This window comes from Mesorhizobium sp. CA15, assembly GCF_020165215.1.
Taxonomy (GTDB): Bacteria; Pseudomonadota; Alphaproteobacteria; order Rhizobiales; family Rhizobiaceae; genus Mesorhizobium.
This window is the reverse complement of sequence record NZ_JAIUHQ010000003.1, coordinates 188,055-210,417: the sequence shown is the minus strand read 5'-3', so window position 1 is coordinate 210,417 and position 22,363 is coordinate 188,055. Positions and strand designations below refer to the sequence as shown.

Here is a 22,363-nt window from a genome sequence, read left to right as displayed (position 1 = left end):
AGCTTGGCCCCGCCGCCGTGGCTCCGCTATCGTCGGAAACCACGCGCAGGAGGGAGAGCATGACCGGGAAGTTCGAAGCATTGTCGGTAGAGACGCTGCCGAAGCGCCTTGGCGAGACCGCGGCGCTCACGGAGCGCATCGGCAAGGACACCAGCCGCTGGAAGGTACAGGAGGTCGGCGACGGCAATCTCAACCTCGTCTTCATCGTCGAAGGCGACAAGGGTGCCGCGGTGGTCAAGCAGGCGCTGCCCTATGTGCGGCTGGTCGGCGACAGCTGGCCGTTGCCCTTAAAACGCTCCTTCTTCGAATATCATGCGCTGACCAGGCAGGAGCGCCGTGCGCCCGGCTCGGTACCGGCGATCTACCATTTCGACGAGACCCAGGCGCTGATCGTGATGGAGTATCTGGCGCCGCCGCACATCATCCTCAGGCGGGCGCTGATCGACGGCCGCGAGCTGCCGAACATCGCACGCGACATCGGCCTGTTCATGGCGCGCACGCTGTTCCGCGGCTCCGACCTGTCGATGGCAGCCAAGGAGCGCAAGGCCGATCTTGCGCTGTTCGCCGACAATGTCGAGCTGTGCGACATCACCGAGAACCTGGTGTTCTCCGACCCCTATTTCGACGCCAAGATGAACCGGCATACCTCGCCGCAGCTCGACGGCCTGGTCGCCGAGCTGCGCGCCGACCGCGATCTCAAGGTCGAGGCGCAGCGGCTGAAGCATCTGTTCGCCGCCAATGCCGAGACGCTGCTGCATGGCGACCTGCATTCCGGCTCGATCATGGTGACCGACAGCGAGACCCGGATGATCGATCCGGAATTCGCCTTCTACGGCCCGATCGCCTTCGATGTCGGCATGCTGCTTGCCAATTTCTGGATGGCCTTCTTCTCGCAGCGCGGCCACGAGGAGAAAGGCGGCCGCGACTCCATGCGCGCCTATCTGCTCGGCGTCACGGCTGAGACCTGGGCGACCTTCCGCGCCGAGTTCTCGCATCTGTGGCGGACCGAGCGCAGCGGTATCCTCTACCAGAAGAGCCTGTTCGAGGATCAGGGCGATCTGCTCGGCTCCGAGCAGGCGCTCGACCACATGCTGCACTCCATCTGGACTGACCTGCTCGGCTTTGCCGGCATCGAGGTGCACCGGCGCATCCTGGGTCTCGCCCACAATGCCGATTTCGAGACCATTGCCGATCAAGACCTGCGCGCCAGATGTGAAGCCAAGGCTTTGCGCTTCGGCCGCCATATCGCCGTCAACCGGCGCCAGATCCACAGCATCGACGAGGTCAACAAGCTGGCCGCGCTGATCGAACAGGAGAAGAGCCTTTGAACGTCGGCGAACGCCACTATCGCACCATCTGGCTCAGCGACGACAAGCGCTCGGTCGAGATCATCGACCAGCGCTGGCTGCCGCATGAATTCCGCATCGAGAAGATCGGAAGCGTCACCGGCATCGCCACCGCGATCCGCGACATGTGGGTGCGCGGCGCGCCGCTGATCGGCGTCACCGCGGCCTATGGCGTCGCCATCCAGATGATGGACGACCCATCGGACGAAGCACTCGACGCGGTGTGGGAGACGCTGCATAGGACACGGCCGACGGCGATCAATCTGCGCTGGGCGTTGGACGAGATGCGCCGGCACCTCAAGCCGCTCGCGCCTGCAGAGCGTGCCGAGGCGGCCTACAGACGGGCCGCCGAGATCGCCGATGAGGATGTCGGGCTGAACCGCGCCATCGGCGAAAACGGGCTTGCGATCATCAGGCAGATCGCGGCACGCAAGCAGCCGGGCGAGAGCGTCAACATCCTCACCCATTGCAATGCCGGCTGGCTGGCGACGGTCGATTACGGCACCGCCACCGCGCCGATCTACCTGGCGACCGAGGCCGGCATTCCGGTGCATATCTATGTCGACGAGACGAGGCCGCGCAACCAGGGCGCCCAGCTCACCGCCTGGGAAATGGCGGGACACGGCGTACCGCACACGCTGATCGTCGATAATGCCGGAGGCCACCTGATGCAGCGCGGCGACATCGACATGGTGATCGTCGGCACCGACCGCACCACGGCCGATGGCGACGTCTGCAACAAGATCGGCACCTATCTCAAGGCACTCGCGGCCGCCGACAATGACGTGCCCTTCTATGTCGCGCTCCCCTCGCCCACCATCGACTGGACAGTGGCCGACGGGCTGAAGGAAATCCCGATCGAGGAGCGCTCCGGCGACGAGGTTTCGCTGGTGTGGGGAAAGACGGCCGACGGAAAGGTCGCGCAGGTGCGGGTCTCACCGGATGCGACACCGGCGGCCAATCCGGCATTCGACGTGACGCCGGCGCGGCTGGTGACAGGGCTGATCACCGAGCGCGGCGTGGCGAAGGCCTCGCGCGAGGGGCTGAAGGCGATGTTTCCGGAACGGGGGTAATTAGCTGATCTCCCCAGCACGTCGTCATTCTCGGGCTTGACCCGAGAATCCATGCCGTGACCTCCGTCATCGAGCGCAACGGTGCAGAATTCTGTAACCGTTGCAATGCCTTAGCGCCACGGCATGGATCCTAGGGTCTGCGCGCGTCGCTTCGCTCCTTGCTCCGCCCTAGGATGACGACCGCGATGTCATCGCCAGTTGACACTATTGCCCTGCTCTCCCATAAAACCTGCGTTAATGTTCTCAGGGCGGGGTGAAAGTCCCCACCGGCGGTAAGGGCGATTTCGATCGCTCAAGCCCGCGAGCGCCTTCCGCGTAAACGGAAGGGTCAGCAGATCCGGTGCGATTCCGGAGCCGACGGTTACAGTCCGGATGGAAGAGAACGTACGCAAGACGGCTCGCTGGCGCGGGCCGGGTTTTTGCGTCGTGCGTCCTGATTCTGGTTCGAAACGGAAGGAAGGACCCATGAATCAGCATTTCCTTAAAGACCATACTGTCCGTCATGTTGCCGTCATCCGGGCGCGCTGGCATGCCGATATCGTCGACCAATGCGTGACGGCGTTCGAGACGGAGCTTGCCGCCCTCGGCGGCTTTGCCGTCGAGGTCTTCGACGTGCCGGGCGCTTACGAGATTCCGCTGCACGCCAAGACGCTTGCCGAGACCGGCCGTTACGCCGCGATCCTCGGCACCGCCTTCGTCGTCAATGGCGGCATCTACCGGCACGACTTCGTGGCGAGCGCCGTCATCGACGGCATGATGAATGTGCAGCTCGCGACCGGCGTGCCCGTGCTGTCGGCCGTCCTGACGCCGCACAACTACCATGACAGCGCCGAGCATCACCGCTTCTTCCATGAGCATTTCATCGTGAAGGGCAAGGAAGCGGCGAGAGCCTGCGTCGAAATCCTCGCCGCGCGCGCAAAGATCGCGGCCTAAGTCCGAAAGCGCCTGATTTCAGCACTGCAACAAGAATTGCGGCCGAAAAGGGTTCAAACGGTTGCGGCAGGCCCGAAATCCGGCCAGAAGCAAAGGGGCCGCCCGACGCCCGGGCGGCCTTTTCAAACACGGGCTCGAACCAGATACGGGAGACTATTCGTTGGCTCGCATCACACTGAGACAATTGCTCGACCATGCCGCCGAACATGGCTATGGCGTGCCTGCCTTCAACATGAACAATATGGAACAGGGCCTCGCCATCATGGAGGCGGCGGAGGAGACCAAGTCGCCGGTCATCCTGCAGGCCAGCCGCGGCGCGCGCGCCTATGCCAATGACGTGGTGCTGGCCAAGCTGATCGACGCGCTGGTCGAGATCCATCCCGACATCCCGGTCTGCATGCATCTCGACCATGGCAACAACGAAGCGACCTGCGTCACCGCGATCCAGTACGGCTTCACCTCGGTGATGATGGACGGCTCCCTGAAGGAGGACGGCAAGTCGCCGGCCGACTACGCCTATAATTCCGGCATCACGCGGCGCGTCGTCGACATGGCGCATTGGGGCGGCGTCTCGGTGGAAGGCGAGATCGGCGTGCTGGGTTCGCTGGAGAGCGGCGGCGGCGAGCAGGAAGACGGCCACGGCGTCGAGGGCGCGATCAGCCACGACCAGTTGCTGACCGATCCGGTGCAGGCCGAGCAGTTCGTGCGCGACACGCATGTCGACGCGCTGGCCGTCGCCATGGGCACCAGCCACGGCGCCTATAAATTCTCGCGCAAGCCGGACGGCGCAGTGCTGGCAATGAACGTGATCGAGGAGATCCATCGCCGCCTGCCCAACATGCATCTGGTCATGCACGGCTCGTCGTCGGTGCCGGAGGAACTGCAGGAGATCATCAACAAATATGGCGGCCAGATGAAGCCGACCTGGGGCGTGCCGGTGGAGGAGATCCAGCGCGGCATCAAGCATGGCGTGCGCAAGATCAACATCGACACCGACAACCGCATGGCGCTGACCGGCGCCATCCGCAAGGTGCTGACCGAGAACCCCAGCGAGTTCGATCCGCGCAAATATCTGACGCCGGCCATGGCGGCGATGAAGAAGCTCTGCAAGGAGCGCTTCGAGCAGTTCGGCACCGCCGGCAACGCCTCGAAGATCAAGCCGATCCCGCTGGCCGACATGGCCAAGCGCTACAAGTCGGGCAGCCTCGACCCGAAATTCGGCTGAGCCAACTTTCCCGCGGCCGGTTTTCGGCCGGTCGCGGTAGCCGCCCTGTCCTCGCCTCAGCATCCGCGTGGCGGAACTTCGTACCGGCCAAAACGGTTCCTGCTCTGACGCCTCCCGTGCCCGCTCGCAGGGAAGGAGACAACCATGAGCAAGGACCGCGACGGCGAAGGTCCGGTGTTTTCCGGGCAGGACGCGCGACAGGGCGAAATCATCCTGCGCACGCGCACCCGTCGCATCATCTTCATCGCCGGACTGGTCGGCATCGTCGTGCTGGCGCTGTTGCTGAGCATTGCCGTCCGGTGAGGGCGATTCGCGCATGACGAAGTAGCGGCCAGGGAACCATCAGCGGCCAAGCCTAGTTGAGCATTCCAGACGCAACTGAGGGCGCGCTTAGGCTGCCCCGACGGACCATGTTCACGCCGCTTTGCTGCGACATGCCGCTTCATCCGACCTGGCCGGACCTCGTCGCGCGGCTGCTGGTCACGGTGCTTGCAGGCTTCCTCATTGGCCTGAACCGCGAGGCCCGCGGTCATTCCGCCGGGTTGCGGACGACCATCCTGGTCGGCCTTGCGGCCTGCGTCGCAATGGTCCAGGCCAACATGCTACTCGGTGTCTCGGGCAAAGGACCAGACTCCTTCGTGCGCATGGATGTGATGCGTCTTGCCCTCGGCGTGCTCACCGGTGTCGGCTTCATCGGCGGCGGCGCTATCTTGCGGCGCGGCGATCTGGTCACCGGCGTCACCACCGCCGCCACGATGTGGATCATGACCATGATCGGCCTTGCCTTCGGCGGCGGCCAGTACGGCCTCGGCGCGATCGCAACCGTGCTGACGCTGGTGACACTGCAGGCGCTGAAATGGGTCGACCTCAAGATCCGGCGCGATCACAAGGCAATCCTTTCGGTCTCCTGGCCGAAAAACTCGCCGCCCGACCTCCAGGAAATGGTACGGCCGCTTGGCTACAGTGCCCGCTTCGTCGGCATGGAGCACGACGCAGACCGTGAGCGCTTTGTTTATTCCTTCAATATTCTGTGGAAGCAGCCGGACGCTATTCCACCTTCGACCGACGTGCTGACGCTTGTCGGCGAGCATTGCGCGGTCGAGCGCTTCGAGGTGATTAGCGAGAAGCCGTTCTAGTGTCGTAACGGAGGATGCTTGAAATCGTCCCGGACATGAAACTTTCCCGCCCGCAGATGGTTCTGGGCAAGATGGTACTTGTCCATGATCGGTAGGCATTGATGGCCGAACTTTCTCTGACGCGCGGCCGGATGGTCGATGTCCAGATCGCCCAGCGTGGAATTCATGACCGCCGGGTCCTGGAGGCCATGCGGGAGGTTCCACGCGAGGTCTTTGTCGACCCCGATTTCGAGGAATTCGCCTATGAGGACACCCCTCTGCCGATCGGCAAGGGTCAGACGATCTCGCAACCCTTTATGGTCGCCTACATGATCGAAGCCGCTGAGATCGATCCTGGCGACCGCGTTCTCGAGGTTGGGACGGGCTCGGGCTACGCGGCGGCGGTGATGAGTCGTGTTGCGGCCCGCGTCTACACGATAGAGCGCCATGCGATGCTCGCCGAAATCGCCCGGCAGCGGTTCGAACGCCTCGGTTACGACAATATCGAGGTTCGCGCCGGCGACGGCACCAAGGGATGGAGCGACGCCGCTCCGTTCGATGCCATATTGGTGGCCGCAGCCGGTCCCGGCGCGCCGCTGGCGCTTCAGGAACAGCTCGATGTCGGTGGCCGTCTGGTGATCCCCGTCGGCAAGGAGGTCGACGACCAGCGGCTGCTGAAGGTCACCCGAACCGGCGCAACGACCTACGAGGAGGAAGACCTCGGTGGCGTGCAGTTCGTTCCGCTCATCGGCGAACAAGGCTGGGCGGAATGGCCTCGATATGGAGCCGATCGACCGGCTGTGGTCACGCCGCAGCCGCGCGAAAGAAGCCTGCCGGAGATGATCGCGGCCGCCGCCGAGCCGCTGCCGGATTTCGAAGACCCGGCGTTCGGCGATCTGTTCGACCGCTTCGCGGACCGGCGTGTTGTCCTTCTCGGCGAGGCCAGTCACGGCACCTCCGAATTCTACAGGGCGCGCGGCGCGATCACGCGCCGGCTCATCGAAAAGCATGGCTTCAGCATCGTCGCGGTTGAGGCGGACTGGCCGGATGCTGCGGCCATTGACCGCCATGTCCGCCATCGGCCGCCGCGCGCGGCCACAGAGCCGCCATTCCAGCGCTTTCCCACATGGATGTGGCGCAACACCGATGTCGACGCATTCGTCGGCTGGATACGGGATCACAATGGAGGCCTCGACGATGTAAGCCGCCGGGCCGGCTTTTACGGTCTCGACATCTACAATATGAGCGCGTCGATTGCGGCCGTCCTGCGCTATCTCGATCAGGTCGATCCGGATGCCGCCGCCGCTGCGCGGCAACGCTATGGCTGCCTGACGCCGTGGCAGAAAGAGCCTTCAACATACGGGCGCGCCGTGCTCACCGCCGGCTATCGCAAATGCGAACAAGCCGTGCTGGAGCAATGTCAGGAGCTGCTTGCAAGACAGCTCGACTACGCTCGACAGGACGGCGCCGACTTTCTCGATGCCACGCAGAACGCAAGGCTGATCGCAGCCGCTGAACGCTACTATCGCATCATGTATTACGGCGGGGCGGAATCCTGGAACCTTCGCGACACGCACATGTTCGAGACGCTGGAGCATCTACTCGATGCGCGCGGCTCGGAGTCAAAGGCCGTCGTCTGGGCCCACAACTCGCATATCGGCGATGCCCGCTTCACCGAGATGGGAACGATCAGGCAGGAGTTGAACATCGGCCAGCTCTGCCGCGAGCGCTTCGGCGACCAAGTGGCGCTGATCGGCTTCGGCACCCATTCCGGAACCGTGGCCGCGGCTTCCGATTGGGACGATCCGATGCAGGTCATGCGGGTGCGCCCTTCGCATGCGGACAGCTACGAACGGCTCTGCCACGACAGCGGGGTGTCGCGGTTCCTGCTCGATATGGACCGCGACGCCGCGCTGAGACATCGCCTGCTGGAGCGGCGGCTGGAGCGCTTCATCGGCGTGATCTACAGGCCGGAAACCGAACTGCGCAGCCACTATGCCGATGCCTCGCTGCCGAGGCAGTTCGACGCCTTCGTCTGGTTCGACAAGACGAAAGCGGTGACGCCGCTTGGGCCGGAGCATGCCAGGACCGGTGTACCCGAAACCTATCCGTTCGGACTTTGACGAAGTCGGAGTTTCGGAACGGGCGGCGTCCAAATGCGCTCGGAACATTCGCTTCGGCCAATCAGTTCCTCATCCAGCAAATCTTGGAAGGAGCCTGCCATGAGCACCAAGCATCTCAAATCGCGCAAACTGAGCGACGCCGATCTGGAAAACAATCCAGGCATCGGAACGTCAAAGGGCAGCATCAAGGAAGGCGATGATCTCGAGCTCGGCGAGAACACGACCGAAGGCGACGTCGAGAACGACACAACGGCCAGCGGCGGCATCAATCCGCGGCAAAAAATGCGCACGAACAAATAGAGTCTAAAGCCAGGCGCGTGCCTCACGCATCCGTTTTTGGCTCTTCCGCGTCGGCGCGAACGAGCTTGATGTCGGCCCCTGCCGCCCAGGCGCCGATGTCCTCGCGGCGCAGCGCCGCCGCCATCATGTCGGGGAAGTGATCCGGCGTGCAGGCAAAGACCGGAATGCCCAGCGCCGCGACCGAGCCGGCCATGGAAGGGTCGTAGCCGGGGCGGCCCTGGTCGGTAAGCGCGAGCAGCACGACCACGTTGACGCCCGACCGCACCAGCGTCGCCAGCCTTTGCAGAAGCTCCTTGCCGTTGCCGCCCTCGTAGAGATCGGTGATCAAGATGAAATGCGCCTTGGCCGGCCGCTCGATGCGCTCGGCGCAATAGGCGACGGCCTGGTTGATATCGGTGCCGCCGCCGAGCTGGACGCCGAACAGCACCTCAACCGGATCGCTGAGCTCTTCCGTCAGATCGACGATGGCGGTGTCGAAACATACGAGCTTGGTGCGCACGACCGGCAGTGACGCCATCACGGCGGCAAAAATCGAGGCGTAGATGACCGAGCTTGCCATCGAGCCGGACTGGTCAACGCAGAGCGTTACCTCGTCGAGATCGACCAGCCGCCGCTGGCGGCGCATGAAGCCGACCAGCTTTTCCGGCACGACGGTCTTGTGGTCCGGCTGGTAGTGGCGAAGGTTCGCCGTAATAGTGCGCGGCCAGTCTATGTCGCGCTGGCGCGGGCGGTTGGTGCGCCGCGACTTATCGAGCGCGCCACGGATCGCCTCCGCGGTCTTCTGCTCCAGACGTTGCATCAGCTTCGCGACAATATCGGTAATGATCGAGCGCGCGATGTCCTTGGTCTTGTCCGGCATTGCCGAGCGCAGCGAGATCAGGTCGGCGACGAGATTGACGTCGGCCTCGATTGCCTTGAGGAATTCCGGCTCCATCAGCATCTGCTTCAGGTTCAGCCGCTCGAAGGCGTCCTTCTGCACGACCTGCACGACCTGCTCGGGGAAGAAGGAGCGGATGTCGCCCATCCATTGAGCGACGCGCGGCGCCGAGCGGCCAAGCCCGCCACGCCGCTTACGCGGATCGCCGGCGGTGTCGCCGCTGCCGTCGCCATAAAGCGCGTCGAGCGCCGCAGATAGCCGCCGATCCTCGGCCGAGAGCGCCGACGATGTCTCCTCGTCGGCGCCAATCGCCAGCCGCCAGCGACGCTCCCGACTGTCCAGCGTCTGATCGAGCTCCGGCCCAGTCGCTTCGTCAGCCATGGCGGGGCTCCCCTGCGAGCAGCTTTCCAAGAAGGGCAAAATGCCTGCGCCAGGCCTCGCCGCCGTCCGGCGCCGGCGTCAGTCCGGTGGGCAGGCTCGCTCTCTTGCCAAGCACGGCCTCGATCAGGCGCCGGCGCTCCATGCTGTCGAGGTTGGAAAAGACGCGGCGCAGCAGCGGCAAATGCGCCACGAAAGCTTCCTCTTCCAGCGAGGCCAACCAGGTATCGACGGCGCCGCGCAACCCTTCGTCATAGATCAGCCTCTGGCCGGCGCCGCTGAAAAAGCCTTCGAAGAATGCCGCGGCATCGGCAACGGGCGTCCCCGGCGACAGACGCTTTGCGAGCAGATTAGCGGTCGCTTCGGCGGAGAGCCGGCCGTGCTCGTAGAGCAGATGCGCGGCGCAGCCGGCGACGAGCGCCGTCGAGCGCGATGAATCGAGCACGGCAGCCAGACCGTTGCGCCAGGCCTCCAGGACATGCTCGTCCGGTTCGACCAGCCTGATCGCCTCGTCGGCCTTGCGCAACGCGGCCATCAATGCCGCGGCGGCCTGCGCGTCGAGGTCGCGCGCCGCATAAGGCAGCGCGATCGATCCTTCGATGATCAACCGTTCCAAGAGGCCGGCGAGGCGTTCGGTCTCGGTTTTGCGCGCCTCGCCGTAGCGGATGATGTCGGCCAGCGGCGGCACCGAGGCCAGCAGCTCCAGGCACTCGCTGCTGTGCGCCGCCTTTTCCTCCAGCGCCGCGAGCCCGGCGGCGGACGCCTCGCTCAGCCCCGCCGTGATCGCGTTTTGCACCAGTGTGGCAAGCGTATCCAGTGTCGCGGCCGCGCCGATCATCTGGATCAGGCGGCCATTGGCGGCCTTCTCGATGGTCGGTCCATAGACCAGGTTCTCGACCAGGCGAACCGCATATTCCGGTTGCCAGGCCAACATCCAGCGCTCGCGGAACGTGCCGCGACTGCGGCCGACATCCGTCAGCCTGCCCCAGTTGACGCCAAGCACATTCAGCCGGTGCAGCAATGTCGAGCGGAAGAGCCCGCTCTCGCTGCGCAGGTCTACGGAAAGTTCCCGCTCAAGGGCCTCGGGCTTCAGCCGGGCCGCCTTCTGGTTGCGCTGCAGATCATCGATCAGTGGGGCAAGCGGCGTGTCTGGCGGAATCTCGCCGACATCGGCGCCGAGCAGCAGCTCGGCCTCGACCATCTTCCACAGCAAAGCCTCGCCGTTGAAGAGCGCCGAGACCGAGGCGTCGCGCAGTTCCTCGAAGCCGGGCTTCGGCCTGTCGCGGATGGCGGCGAGCGCGCGAGCCAAGCGCTCTGCCTCGATCAGAGAGGCCGTGGAAACCATATGGCCCTTACCCCTGAGCACCGCGGCGATCCGCGCCAGCCAAAGGACCGAGGCATCATCGCGCCCGCGCGTCGCCCACAGATGCTTGCACCAGCCGGGAGCGACGACGCCGGCGCCATAGCCATAGCCCAGCGCCAGGCGCGGTCCGGTCCATGGCGCGAAGGTCATCGTGGTCTTGCGTCGGCCGATGCCCTTGAGCAGCGCCTGGTCGCTCTTTTGCGTGTGCGCCGCCCGAAGGGCCGGCACGTGCCAGGCACCGCAGACGACGGCCAATGGTCCGTCGAATTCCTTTCGCGCGGCGGCGATCTCGAGACGCATATGCGCTTCGCGCATCGCCTCGAAGTTGCCGATCGCACGCTCGCCGTCGCGCAGCGTCGTCATCGCGTCGGCAATGGCCGCGAAGATCGGGCCGGGTGCAGGATTCTGCTCGATGATGTCCGACCACCAGCTCTCGCCGTCCTCGTAGCCGGCGGCTCGCGCCAGGGTGCCGATCGGATCTCGGATGCGTTCGGTCTCCTCGCCCTGCTCTTCCGTCGCCTCCGCTTCGGCCCCATCGGCGTCCGTCGCACTTTCAGCCGCCTTCTCGGCCAGCCGCGCCGCCGACGGCAGGTCGATGAAGCGAAGCGCCGCTTTGTTGGCTACGGCCCACAGCGCCGCCTGGTACTCGGGCGAGAATTCGGCGAAAGGCCAGAACCTCGTTGCCGCGGGATCATCCTCGGGATAGCAGAGCAGCGCCACCGGCGGCTTCATGTCGGGGCTGGCGAGCAGCGGCAGCAGCGGCGTGGCATCCACCGGCCCCTCGATCAGCACGGCGACGGGCCGCAATTCCTGCAACGCCTTGACCAGGCTCTCGGCGGAGCCCGGCCCGTGATGGCGAATGCCGAAATAGCTGATGCCGCCCTCAATCATCGCTCAGATGGCCGCGTTGAGCGCCGCGTAATAGCCGGCATAGTCCGGCCGCTTCTTGAGCACCGTCTCCAGATATTCCTCCAGCACCACCTTGTCCTGCACCGGATCCTTGACGATGGCGCCGACAAGGCTCGAGGCAAGGCCCGCGGCGTGAAGCTTGCCGTCGTCGAACCAGGCCGCCTGACTGAGGCCGCCGACCATCGTGGCGATCGCCTCGGCGGTGGACAGCGAGCCCGACGGCGTCTTCAGCGTCACCTTGCCGTCGGCGGTCGCGCCCGAGCGCAGCTCACGGAAGATGGTGAGCACGCGGGCGATCTCCTCGCCGACATTCTTCGGCACCGGCAGGTCAAGCCCGCCGGCCATCTCGCCGACGCGCCGGGAGACGATGGAGACTTCCTCGTTCATGTCCTCAGGCAAGGGCAGCACCACGACATTGAAGCGACGCTTCAGCGCCGAGGAGAGCTCGTTGACGCCCTTGTCGCGGTTGTTGGCCGTGGCGATGATGTTGAAGCCGCGCTGCGCATAGATCGAAGTGTTCAATTCCGGCACCGGCATCATCTTTTCCGAGAGCACGGTGATCAGCGTGTCCTGGACGTCGGAGCCCATGCGCGTCAACTCTTCCAGGCGACAGAGCTTGCCGTCCTGCATGGCGCGGTAGAGCGGGGTCGGCACCAGCGCCTCCTGGCTCGGGCCCTTGGCCAGCAGCTGGGCATAGTTCCAGCCATAGCGGATCTGGTTCTCGTCGGTGCCGGCGGTGCATTGCACGACCAGCGTCGAGTTTCCCATGATGGCGCCGGCGAGATGTTCCGACACCCAGGATTTCGCCGTCCCGGGAACGCCGAGCAGAAGCAGCGCCCGGTCGGTAGCCAAAGTGGCGACCGCCGTTTCCATCAATTGCCGGCGGCCGACATATTTCGGCGAAATCACCGTGCCGTCGCTGGCCTTGCCGCCCATCAGATAGGTGAGCACTGCTTTGGGCGACAGACTCCAGCCGGCAGGCTTCTGACGGTCGTCGCCGCGCGCCAGCGCCTGCAGTTCCGACGCATAGATTTCTTCGACCGGAAGGCGGATGGCTGCGTTCATGCGATCGTCTCCTGTTTGATCATCTGTGGGATTGGTTCTGGGCAAGCGCCGCGTTGAGCCGCAGCAGACCGAGCGATGGCGATGCGGGCGGCAAGCCTGCGGCAACGACCTCGCCGATCAATTTTTCCGCCGCCGCCGCCGTGGCGAGAAAGCCCATGGTTTCGAGATACTGCTCGGCGCTTCGTTTCATGATGTCGTTGTCCCCCGAGACGGCGGCACGCAGCGCCGAAAGCGTCTTGCCGCTTGTGAGGTCGCCCCATTCCAGCCAGCCTGCTTCCGCGCCTTCAACCAGGGTGAGCGCGGCCAGATTTTGAGCGTCATTCAGGATCTGCCTGATCAGGAGACGTTTCCTGCCGCCGTCCAAACGCAACATGAGCTGGAGGACGAGAAGCGCCAACCTGCCGCCAGCGGCGACGAGCAGGTCCGCCAAACAAGCCACCGACGCATCGCCGCCGGACGCCGAGACCATTCGAACGAGAAAGAGGTCGGCATTGTCATCGACGCCAAACTGCCATGACCCGATGAAATCGGACTCCGTCTTGCCGAAGCGGGCGACAAGATCGCCGAAATAGCAGGACGCGAACAAGTCGGTGCGACGTGCCTGTTGCGCGGGCGACTTGATTTTTATCGGCGCATAGGTGGTGCGGCGCCGGATGAAGCCGGACTTGCCTTCCTCGATGAAAGCGGCGAGCTCGGCTATCGGATTCTCCGGCCCGCCATCAGTTGGATTGCCACGTTCGCCCAACCTTGCCAGGAGCCGGCCGGCCATTTCGCGCACTTTGCCGGAGCGATCGGCAGACAAGCTCTTCAGAAACGGAACGTCATCGGTACCAAGGCCGAAACGCATGAGTTCGACAAGTGGAAGCCTGACCTCCGCCGGTTCGCTTGCCCCTTTGGTCTCGATGAGAGTCCGCGCCAAGGCGGGCCTGGTGCGCCGTAAATCAATAAAGGCAATACGGCGCGCGGCTGGATAGAAGTCGTCCCAGGTTTCCGCCGTCAGTTGCTCGCGGCCGGACCGTTTTTCGCCCTCGGCGCCTGCCTGCCAGTCGATCCAGGGCGCATAGACATCAGGGCTTTCCTGATCCGCCACAGCGGGCATCCAGTCCATCGGATGCAGCACGAAGCCTCGGCTGGCGACGAGCGTGGCCACGCGGGTCTTGAGCCGCGCATCGGCAGCATATTTCAGTGCGGCACGCAGCGACGGCCGCAGCCGTTCGGGAAGCATCGGCAAGGCCAGCAATGGCAGTGGCGGACGGCGTTTCAAGGTCTTCGGCGCCGCCGGGCGGAGCGCGACATCCAGCGCCTGCGCGGCAATGGCCAGCAGCCGCCGCTCCTGCTCGTCCGGGTTGGCCGCCGCCGCGACTCCCTTCCATTCGGCGGGAGCAAATTCGAAAGCAGCGCCGCCGGAAATCCAGCCGTCGCGCAGCCTCGCCACCCCTGCCTGATCGAGCTCGTTCACGACAGGTCGAGCCTCCCCATGCTGCTTTGCGAAGCCAGAAGCTCGAGCCTCGCGCCATTCCAGAGCGCGGCCGTCGCCGCGAGGTCGAGACCGAGCAAGGTTTGATTGACCGAACCCGCGACAGGCAAGGCAATGCCATGCGGATCGTTCGCCGCCTGCCACCAGGCGCCGTCCCTTTCGTCCAGCGCGATCGCGCCGGCCGGCAGGATGAGCGGGCAATCGGACAACCAAGGCGTTTTGTCCTGGAATACGGAATAAGCGGCGAGCGGATCGGTCTCGGCGCCGCCGGCGAACGCCGGCCATGCGCCAGGCGACGCGTCGCCCAGCCGCTCCGCGACCAGCGCCCTGAGCGGATTGCGGGATGGGTAGAACACCAGCCTCGCCTTGAAGCGGTCCCCGGGGGCAAAAGCGCCGGAGCGCCGCCCCGCTGATGCCGGGAAGAAATCGAGCAGGAGTGCAAATCGTGGAGTTGGACTCCTGAGATCGAGCAACCAGGTGGCGTGGCTTACAAGGCCGTCGCGCCGCGTCTCGATCTTTTCGCCAAGCACCTCCCAGACGCTCTCGACCCGGACGGCATCGGGGTTGGCGAGGATCTGGTCGCGCGTCTCCGACGTCGAGACCAGGCGCTTCAATTCGGCATCGTCGGGCGCGGCACGCCAGGCCTTGCCGAGCAGCACCAGCTTGCCGAGCTCGCGGATCGCGGCGTCCGGGCGCTCCTCGCCGCGCAGCGCCATCAGCCGCGCCGGCAACTCGTCGATGCGCCCGGCGAGCGTCGTCGCCTTCAGATCGACAAGACGCGCCGCGATGCGGCGGCAGCGTTCACTGCTGGCGCCGACAAAGCCGGCGAGACCGAGCCGAAGCTGATCGGCGATCCATTGGTCGAACTCATCGAGCGCCGCAGAAACCGCGCTGCGCGTGTCCTCGGCCCGCTTGCGCTGCGCGGCCTCGCGGCGTTCGGCGGCAGCAGCGTCCTCAACAGGAGCGGTCTCTTCCAGCCGCGATGCCTCGTCGATGCTTTTGCCTTCCGCGCGCGCGGGCGCTTGCGCCGGCGGCTGTCCTGGCTTGCGGCGCCGGCCGAGCCAGTCGTTCACCCAGTCGGGCGTCTGGTCGACACGCGCGAAGCTGTCGGGCGCCGTGGCACCGATCCACGCCAACGCCAGTATGTGCTTGCACGGAAATTTTCGCGACGGACACGTGCATTTATAGCCGTGATCGGAGGTGTCGAATGCGACCCGGTACGGGTTGGATCCTGAGCCCTGGCATTCGCCCCAGATGAGCGGAAGCTGTTTATGTGCTTCAAGCCTGGGCCAGTTCGACCGCTTGGTCAGCTTGGCCGCGGCGCCAAGCGAAGCCTGATCGGGGGCCAATGCCTCGATTGTCTTCAAATCCAGCTGCAAGCCGCGCGCCTCTCACCACCCCGAAGCAATGACGTCGCAACGATTGATAGCCGTTTGCGGCGCGCCGGTGTAGCTCCAGCCGCCGTAAAATTTGATAACCTGTCTAACGTTCCGTGCTCTCCTGACAGCACCGGTCAGGCCATTTGTGAACATCGTTCATTTTTCTCTTGAACGTCGTTCACGATATGCTATAGTGCGCTCGTGAACAGCGTTCAAGGCAATGTATCCGGCCTGAAACAGACCGGCGCCGATCCGGCTTAACGCTGAAACGAAAGGATCATATCGATGCTCGCCGACAGCCAAGCCCGCAAACAGTCACGTGCCTGGAAGGCCTGGAGACCGATCGTGGACGACAGATTCCAGGCGCCAAGAACAAGAAACAAATGGATTGGATTGAATCGCAGTAACGAAGTTTAACGGCTTCCCGATAAACAAGGCTCAAACCGCGCAAGTGTCCGCTCAGTCCAATCGGATTGCCAGCCGGACTTGCCCAATGGAAATTGCCATGAACACCCATCTGATGATGTCGCGGCGCTTCGCGCCTCTCTTCTGGACGCAATTCCTCTCAGCCTTCAATGACAATTTCCTGAAGAACACGCTGGTGTTCCTCATTCTCTTCACGCTTGCCAAGGACCAGGCCGCGTCACTGGTGACGCTGGCGGGGGCTGTCTTCATGGCGCCCTTCCTGCTGCTGTCGGCGCTTGGCGGCGAGATCGCCGACCGCTTCGACAAGGCGCTGATCGCGCGGCGGCTGAAGTTCACCGAGATCGCCGCGGCCGCCGTCGCCGTCGCCGGCATCGCGCTGTCGTCGATCCCGGTGCTGATGACGGCGCTGTTGATGTTCGGCACCATCTCGGCGCTGTTCGGGCCGATCAAATACGGCATCCTGCCGGATCATCTCGAGCGCAAGGAACTGCCAAAGGCCAATGCCTGGATCGAGTCGGCCACGTTCGCGGCGATCCTCGGCGGCACCATCGCCGGCGGCGTCGTCTCCGCCGATGGCATCGGCGTTTGGGTGTTCGGACCGATCATGATGGCGCTGGCCGTCGGCTGCTGGTTCGTCAGCCGCTTTATCCCGTCCACCGGCTCGGCCGCACCCAACCTTGCCATCGACAAGAACATCTTCCGCTCGACCTGGCGGCAGGTCGCCGACTTGCGCACCGACACGCGCATCTGGCGTGCCGGCCTGATGACCTCCTGGTTCTGGCTGGTCGGCGCCATCGTGCTTTCGATCCTGCCGACGCTGATCAAGGATTCGCTCGGCGGCAACGAGATCGCGGTCACTGCCTATCTCGCGGTGTTCGCCGTCTCGATCGCCATCGGCTCGGCCATCGCCGCCTGGATGTCGCAAGGACGCATGGTGCTGCTGCCGGCGCCGGTCGGGACCGCGCTGCTGGCGCTGTTCGGCCTGCATCTTGCCTGGACCATCGGCAGCATGCAGCCTTCGCCCAAGGCCGAGACGCTTGCCGCCTTCTTCGCCGGCCCGAACACCATCCGCGTCGCCATCGACCTCGCCGGCATGGCCATTGCCGCCGCCTTCCTGGTGGTGCCGACCTTCGCCGCCGTGCAGGCCTGGTCGCCGGAAGCGCGCCGCGCCCGCGTCGTGGCCGCGGTCAGCATCGTCAATGCGGGCTTCATGACCGTCGGCGGCATTCTCGTCGCGGCCATCCAGGCTACGGGTGTCTCGATCGCCGGCATCCTGTTCGGCCTCGTCGCGGCCAACGCCGTCGCCGCCTGGCTGATGCTGAAATACCTGCCGACCAATCCGTTCCGCGACTTCGTCTCTATCCTCTTCCGCGCCTTCCTGCGCCTGGAGATCGAGGGCATCGAAAACCTCAAGGCGGCCGGCAAGGCGCCAATCCTTGCCCTCAACCATGTCAGCTTCCTCGACGGTCCGCTGGCCCTGACCCTGACCGACGAGGAACCAGTCTTCGCCATCGACTATACGATCGCACAGGCCTGGTGGATGAAGCCGTTCATGAAGTTTGCTCGCGCCTTGCCGCTCAATCCGGCGAAGCCGATGTCGACCCGCACGCTGATAAAGATCGTGCAGGGCGGCGACCCGCTGGTCATCTTCCCGGAAGGCCGCATCACTGTCACCGGCGGCCTGATGAAGGTCTATGACGGCGCGGCCATGGTGGCCGACAAGACCAGCTCGATGGTGGTGCCGGTGCGCATCGAGGGGCTGGAGAAGAGCTACTTCTCCCGGCTGACCTCGCAGCACGTGCGCCGCCGCCTGTTCCCGAAGGTCAAGGTGACCATACTGGAGCCGGTGAAGCTCGAAGTCGCGCAGGAACTGAAGGGCCGCCAGCGTCGCGCCGCGGCCGGTTCCGCGCTCTACCAGGTGATGTCGGACCTGGTCTTCCGCACCCAGGACATCGGCAAGACGGTGCTGGAGAAGATCATCGAGACCGCCAACGAGCGCGGCATGAAGGAGCTCGCCGTGCAGGATCCGGTTACCGGGTCGCTGAGCTACGGCAAGCTCCTGACGGCCGCCGCCGTGCTCGGCGAGAAGTTTGAGCATCTCTATGCCGGCCAGCAGACATTGGGCATCATGCTGCCCAACGCCAACGGCGCCTGCGCGGCACTTCTCGGCGTGATGTCGGCCGGCAAGGTTCCGGCGATGATCAACTTCACCGCCGGCGCAGCGAACATCCTGTCGGCCTGCAAGGCGGCCGAGGTGCGCACCGTGCTCACCTCCCGCGCCTTCGTCGAGCAGGCAAAGCTCGGGCCGGTCGTCGAGGAGATCGGCCGCTCGGTCGACATCGTCTGGCTCGACGACCTGCGGGCCACGATCGGCCTCAAGGACAAGCTGTTCGGCCTGCTCCGCAAGGCGACCCCGCGGGTGGCGCGCAAGGCGGACGATCCGGCCGCGATCCTGTTCACCTCGGGTTCGGAAGGCACGCCCAAGGGCGTGGTGCTCACCCACCGCAACATCCTGGCCAATGCCGCCCAGGCCGCCTCGCGCATCGACTTCCATTCGGGCGACAAGGTGTTCAACGTGCTGCCGATCTTCCACTCCTTCGGCATGACGGCGGGCACGGTGCTGCCGCTGATCTCAGGCGTGCCGGTCTATTTCTACCCCTCGCCGCTGCACTACCGCATCGTGCCGGAACTGATCTATGCCTCGAACGCCACGATCATCTTCGGCACCGACACCTTCCTGTCGGGCTATGCCCGCACGGCGCATCCTTACGACTTCCGTTCGGTGCGCTACTGCTTCGCCGGCGCCGAGCCGGTCAAGGCCGCCACGCGCACGACCTATATGGAGAAATTCGGCCTGCGCATCCTGGAAGGCTATGGCGTGACCGAGACCGCGCCGGTGATCGCCATCAACACGCCGATGTACAACAAGTCGGGCAGCGTCGGTAAAATCATGCCCGGCATGGAGTATCGGCTGCAGCCGGTGCCCGGCGTCGATGAAGGCGGCCGGCTCTTCGTGCGCGGCCCGAACGTCATGGCCGGCTATCTGCGCACCGAGAATCCGGGCGTGATCGAGCCGCTCGCCGATGGCTGGCATGACACCGGCGACGTCGTGACAGTCGACGACGCGGGCTTCATCTCGATCCGCGGCCGCGCCAAGCGCTTCGCCAAGATCGGCGGCGAGATGGTCTCACTGGCCGCGGTGGAGGCGCTGGCCGGCGAACTCTGGAAAGGCTCGCTTTCGGCCGTCGCCACGCTGCCGGACGCGCGCAAGGGCGAGAAGCTGATCCTGATCACGGAAGCGCCCAACGCCACCCGCGCCGAGTTCCTGACCTTCGCCAAGGCGAACGGGGCCATGGACCTGATGGTTCCGGCCGAAGTGCGTGTCGTGGCGAAAGTGCCGGTGCTCGGTTCCGGCAAGCTCGACTTCGCCGGCGTGACCAGGATGGTGCGCGGCGAGGAAGACCTGAAGGTCAAGGCCGCCTGACCCGCGCGTGCGAACAGGCCGGCGACAAGCTCCGGCCTGTTCATTGCCAGTCCCTGCCGTTCACTCACATGTTGGCGGCGGTTGGGCGCACGATCACTTCGTTGACGTCGACGCCGTCGGGCTGTTCGAGCGCGAAGCGGATCGCGCGGGCGATGGCGTCCGGCTTCAGCGATTTTTGCCGCCACTCTTTCAAAGCCGCTGCCACCTGCGGGTCGCTGATGTCGTCGCCCAACTCGGTCGCTGTCACCCCGGGCGAGATGATCGTGGCGCGGATGTCGTCGTGCTCCTGCCGCAGGCCTTCGGTGATCGCCCACACCGCATATTTCGTGCCACAGTAGACCGCCGCGGTGGGCAGCACGAGATGCGCGCCGACGGACGCCACGTTGACGATGTGCCCGTTTTTCTGCGCGATGAAGCGAGGCAGCACCGAAGCGATCCCGTTCAGCACGCCGAAGATGTTGACGTTTATCATGCGCGCCCATTCATCGCGCTTCAGCGCGGCAAGCGGCGACAGCGGCATGACGCCGGCATTGTTGACCAGCGCATCGATCCGTCCGAATTGGGCATGAGCGGCATCGGCGAAAGCGTCGAAGCTCTCGGCATCCGTTACGTCGAGCTCACGCCAGGCGACGCGCTCACCGATTTCCTCGGCCAGCGCCTTCAGACGCTCGGCGCGCCGGGCTCCGATGAACAGTCTGGCGCCGGCCGCGGCAAGCTCTCGCACCGCCGCTTCGCCAATGCCGCTCGATGCGCCGGTGATGAGTACAACCTTGTCTTTCAGTCCCGTCATGATCGTTCCTTTTTGGCTTGCGGTGACGGGACGAAAAATGGCGCCGCACAGGCGAAGACCGGTAGCGTGATCGCCCAAAGAGTTTGCACAATCCTCCAAACTCGGCGGACAAGCCTTGCAACATTCCGCGTCATGCAGATTTATGCGGCATGGAAAAAATCACCGAACTGGCCGGGCTGATTGCCCGGCATGCCAGGGATCCCGGCATTTCAAGCACCGCGATCCCCCGGCTGACGCTCATTCGTTCCGACCGGCCCAGCGCGCCCGTGCCGGCGGTCTATGAAGCCTCGCTTTGCATAATCGCCCAAGGGTCGAAGCGCGTCTCGCTGGCAGACCAGAGCGTGGTCTATGATGCATCGAGCTATCTTCTTGTTTCGGTCGACCTGCCTCTGGTCGGCCATGTTCTCGAGGCCAGTCCGGCCGCGCCATATCTATGCTGCAAGATCGACTTCGACCTCGCGGCACTTGCCGATCTGCTTGTGACGGAGCGGCGGGCTTCTGGCGAAAAGGACTTGCCTGTGCTTGCGGTCTATCCGAGCGACCCGGACCTGATCGATGCCGCGAGCCGATTGGTGAAGCTGCTCGATCGCCCCGAAACCATCAATGTTCTGGCCCCGCTGATAGAGCGCGAAATCCTCTACCGTCTGCTTACTGGTCCGCATGGCGCAACGCTTCGTCAAATGGGAACCGTGGACAGCCACCTGAACCAGGTGAGCCGCGCGATCGCTACGATTCGGAACGGCTTCCAGGCGCAGTTGCGGATCGACGAGATTGCCGCGGCGTCAGGCATGAGCGCGTCGTCGCTTCATGCTCACTTCAAGGCGATCACGCGCATGACCCCGCTAGAATATCAAAAGCAGCTACGCCTGCAGGAAGCGCGAAGGCTGATGCTGGCCGACGGGGCCAACGCCGGCACGGCCGGTTTCGCGGTCGGCTATGACAGCCCGTCCCAATTCAGCCGCGAATATCGGCGCCTGTTCGGCGCCCCGCCCCGTCAGGACATCGAGCGTCTTCAGGCCATACCCGGCTCGGCCGCGGCCTATTGAGGCTTTGGCCGAACGGGGTGCAGCCTGTCAACAGGCCCTGCATCGCCAGAGACGTTGCGCCGGACCGATCGGCTCAGGCCGCGTATCTTGCCATGACGGGCTGCCTCGACCACTGCGCGTACCAGGTGTCGAACAGCTTGAGCTGCTGCTCGGCATAACCGCGCTGGCTGTCGCTCAGCGCATCCGTCTCGTTGAAATGCAGCCTGTATTCGGGATTACCCTTCAGCACCATCATGTGCTTGAAATAGAGCACGAGGTCCGGTCCCTCGTCGAAAGAGGACAGCACGGCCAACGCCGCGTCCAATTCATGCGCCAGCCGGCGCGCTTCGGCATCGCCTTGCGCCGCCGCCTGGCTGAGGCCCACGAGATGCAGCACTTCCTTGGGCAGGACATTGCCGATGCCGGTGATGGCGCCGGATGCGCCGCAATTGACGAAGCCGTGGAAGACGGCGGTGTCGACGCCAATCATCAGCGCAACGTCGTCGTCGCGGCTGGTGATGTTTTCCGCCGCGTAGCGCAAATCCGCCGGGCCGCCGAACTCCTTGAAGCCGACCAGGTTCGGATGCTCGGCGCGCAGCGCGAAGAAGAGATCGGCGCGCGTGGCAAAGCCGTAATAGGGGCTGTTGTAGATGACGGCCGGCAGGTCGGGCGCGGCGGCAAGGATCGCCTTGAAATGATGGCGCTGCGCCGTCACCGACGGCCCGCGCGAGAGCACGCGCGGTATCACCATCAGGCCCCGCGCGCCGACCTTTTGCGCGTGGGCGGCGTGCGCCACGGCGCTGGCGGTGTTGACCGCGCCGGTGCCGACGATCACCGGGACGCCGGCCTTCACCAGGCGCTCGACGCCTTCCATGCGCTGCGCGTCGGTCAGCAGCGGCCAGTCGCCCATGGAGCCGCAATAGACGACGGCCGACATGCCGGCGGCGATCAGCTCGCGCCCCTTGCGCACCAGCGCGTCGAAGTCGGGAAGGCGGTCATCGGTGCAAGGCGTCATCAGCGCCGGCATGCAGCCGGAAAAAACATTGGCGGTCATCTTCGAAGTCTCCTTGAGGCA

General features: G+C 64.8%; 17 protein-coding genes and 1 riboswitch. Of the genes, 10 read left to right on the top strand and 7 right to left on the bottom strand.

Features of this window, described 5'->3' with window-relative positions:
• Positions 1-59: 59 nt before the first annotated feature.
• From mtnK to LB515_RS07615, 8 genes are all read left to right on the top strand, one after another.
• Positions 60-1,328, top strand: coding sequence for an S-methyl-5-thioribose kinase (mtnK, locus tag LB515_RS07650; protein WP_224707322.1), 1,269 nt, complete (start codon positions 60-62; stop codon positions 1,326-1,328).
• Complete coding sequence (gene mtnA, locus LB515_RS07645) at positions 1,325-2,419, top strand: S-methyl-5-thioribose-1-phosphate isomerase (RefSeq protein WP_224707320.1); 1,095 nt, start codon at positions 1,325-1,327, stop codon at positions 2,417-2,419. The genes mtnK and mtnA overlap by 4 nt, the downstream gene beginning before the upstream one ends.
• 235 nt (positions 2,420-2,654) lie before the next feature.
• A riboswitch (FMN riboswitch) is annotated at positions 2,655-2,807 on the top strand.
• A gap of 77 nt (positions 2,808-2,884) precedes the next feature.
• The gene (locus tag LB515_RS07640; protein WP_224707319.1) at positions 2,885-3,352 is read left to right on the top strand and encodes a 6,7-dimethyl-8-ribityllumazine synthase; all 468 of its coding nucleotides are present in this window, start codon (positions 2,885-2,887) and stop codon (positions 3,350-3,352) included.
• A 160-nt stretch (positions 3,353-3,512) separates the two neighbouring features.
• Positions 3,513-4,577, top strand: a complete 1,065-nt coding sequence (gene fba, locus LB515_RS07635) for a class II fructose-bisphosphate aldolase (RefSeq protein ID WP_095768796.1) — start codon at positions 3,513-3,515, stop codon at positions 4,575-4,577.
• 144 nt (positions 4,578-4,721) lie between these two features.
• Positions 4,722-4,880, top strand: a complete 159-nt coding sequence (locus LB515_RS07630) for a peptide ABC transporter permease (protein ID WP_224707318.1) — start codon at positions 4,722-4,724, stop codon at positions 4,878-4,880.
• A gap of 107 nt (positions 4,881-4,987) precedes the next feature.
• The gene (locus LB515_RS07625) at positions 4,988-5,713 is read left to right on the top strand and encodes an MgtC/SapB family protein (protein ID WP_224707316.1); all 726 of its coding nucleotides are present in this window, start codon (positions 4,988-4,990) and stop codon (positions 5,711-5,713) included.
• 101 nt (positions 5,714-5,814) lie between these two features.
• Positions 5,815-7,815 carry a protein-L-isoaspartate(D-aspartate) O-methyltransferase gene (locus LB515_RS07620; RefSeq protein WP_224707314.1) on the top strand — a complete coding sequence of 667 codons (2,001 nt, stop codon included), beginning with the start codon at positions 5,815-5,817 and terminating at the stop codon, positions 7,813-7,815.
• Between the two features lie 99 nt (positions 7,816-7,914).
• Entirely contained in the window at positions 7,915-8,115 is a 201-nt protein-coding gene (locus LB515_RS07615; protein WP_224707313.1) for a hypothetical protein, read from the top strand.
• 22 nt (positions 8,116-8,137) lie between these two features.
• Here LB515_RS07615 and LB515_RS07610 read toward each other — a convergent pair whose 3' ends face one another.
• The 5 genes from LB515_RS07610 to LB515_RS07590 are packed head-to-tail and all read right to left on the bottom strand — an operon-like array spanning position 8,138 to position 15,533.
• A complete protein-coding gene (locus LB515_RS07610; protein WP_224707312.1) occupies positions 8,138-9,373 on the bottom strand; it encodes a VWA domain-containing protein in 1,236 nt (411 codons plus the stop codon).
• Positions 9,366-11,624 carry a DUF5682 family protein gene (locus LB515_RS07605; protein ID WP_224707310.1) on the bottom strand — a complete coding sequence of 753 codons (2,259 nt, stop codon included), beginning with the start codon at positions 11,622-11,624 and terminating at the stop codon, positions 9,366-9,368. Before LB515_RS07605 ends, LB515_RS07610 begins: the two co-directional genes overlap by 8 nt.
• A 3-nt stretch (positions 11,625-11,627) precedes the next feature.
• Positions 11,628-12,707: an ATP-binding protein gene (locus LB515_RS07600; RefSeq protein ID WP_140844275.1), complete on the bottom strand. Its 1,080-nt coding sequence runs from the start codon at positions 12,705-12,707 to the stop codon at positions 11,628-11,630.
• 19 nt (positions 12,708-12,726) lie between these two features.
• Positions 12,727-14,166 carry a DUF5691 domain-containing protein gene (locus LB515_RS07595; protein WP_224707309.1) on the bottom strand — a complete coding sequence of 480 codons (1,440 nt, stop codon included), beginning with the start codon at positions 14,164-14,166 and terminating at the stop codon, positions 12,727-12,729.
• Positions 14,163-15,533 (bottom strand): SWIM zinc finger family protein, encoded by a 1,371-nt coding sequence (locus tag LB515_RS07590; protein WP_224707505.1) that lies wholly within the window; start codon positions 15,531-15,533, stop codon positions 14,163-14,165. The genes LB515_RS07595 and LB515_RS07590 overlap by 4 nt, the downstream gene beginning before the upstream one ends.
• Positions 15,534-16,068: 535 nt before the next feature.
• Here LB515_RS07590 and LB515_RS07585 point away from each other — a divergent pair.
• Positions 16,069-19,473, top strand: coding sequence for an acyl-[ACP]--phospholipid O-acyltransferase (locus LB515_RS07585; RefSeq protein WP_224707308.1), 3,405 nt, complete (start codon positions 16,069-16,071; stop codon positions 19,471-19,473).
• Between the two features lie 64 nt (positions 19,474-19,537).
• Here LB515_RS07585 and LB515_RS07580 read toward each other — a convergent pair whose 3' ends face one another.
• Positions 19,538-20,263 carry an SDR family oxidoreductase gene (locus LB515_RS07580; protein WP_224707307.1) on the bottom strand — a complete coding sequence of 242 codons (726 nt, stop codon included), beginning with the start codon at positions 20,261-20,263 and terminating at the stop codon, positions 19,538-19,540.
• A gap of 149 nt (positions 20,264-20,412) precedes the next feature.
• On the opposite strand from LB515_RS07580, the gene LB515_RS07575 reads away from it, so the two are divergent.
• Positions 20,413-21,309, top strand: coding sequence for an AraC family transcriptional regulator (locus tag LB515_RS07575; RefSeq protein ID WP_224707305.1), 897 nt, complete (start codon positions 20,413-20,415; stop codon positions 21,307-21,309).
• 73 nt (positions 21,310-21,382) lie between these two features.
• Here LB515_RS07575 and LB515_RS07570 read toward each other — a convergent pair whose 3' ends face one another.
• Positions 21,383-22,342, bottom strand: a complete 960-nt coding sequence (locus LB515_RS07570) for a dihydrodipicolinate synthase family protein (protein ID WP_224707304.1) — start codon at positions 22,340-22,342, stop codon at positions 21,383-21,385.
• Positions 22,343-22,363: the final 21 nt, after the last annotated feature.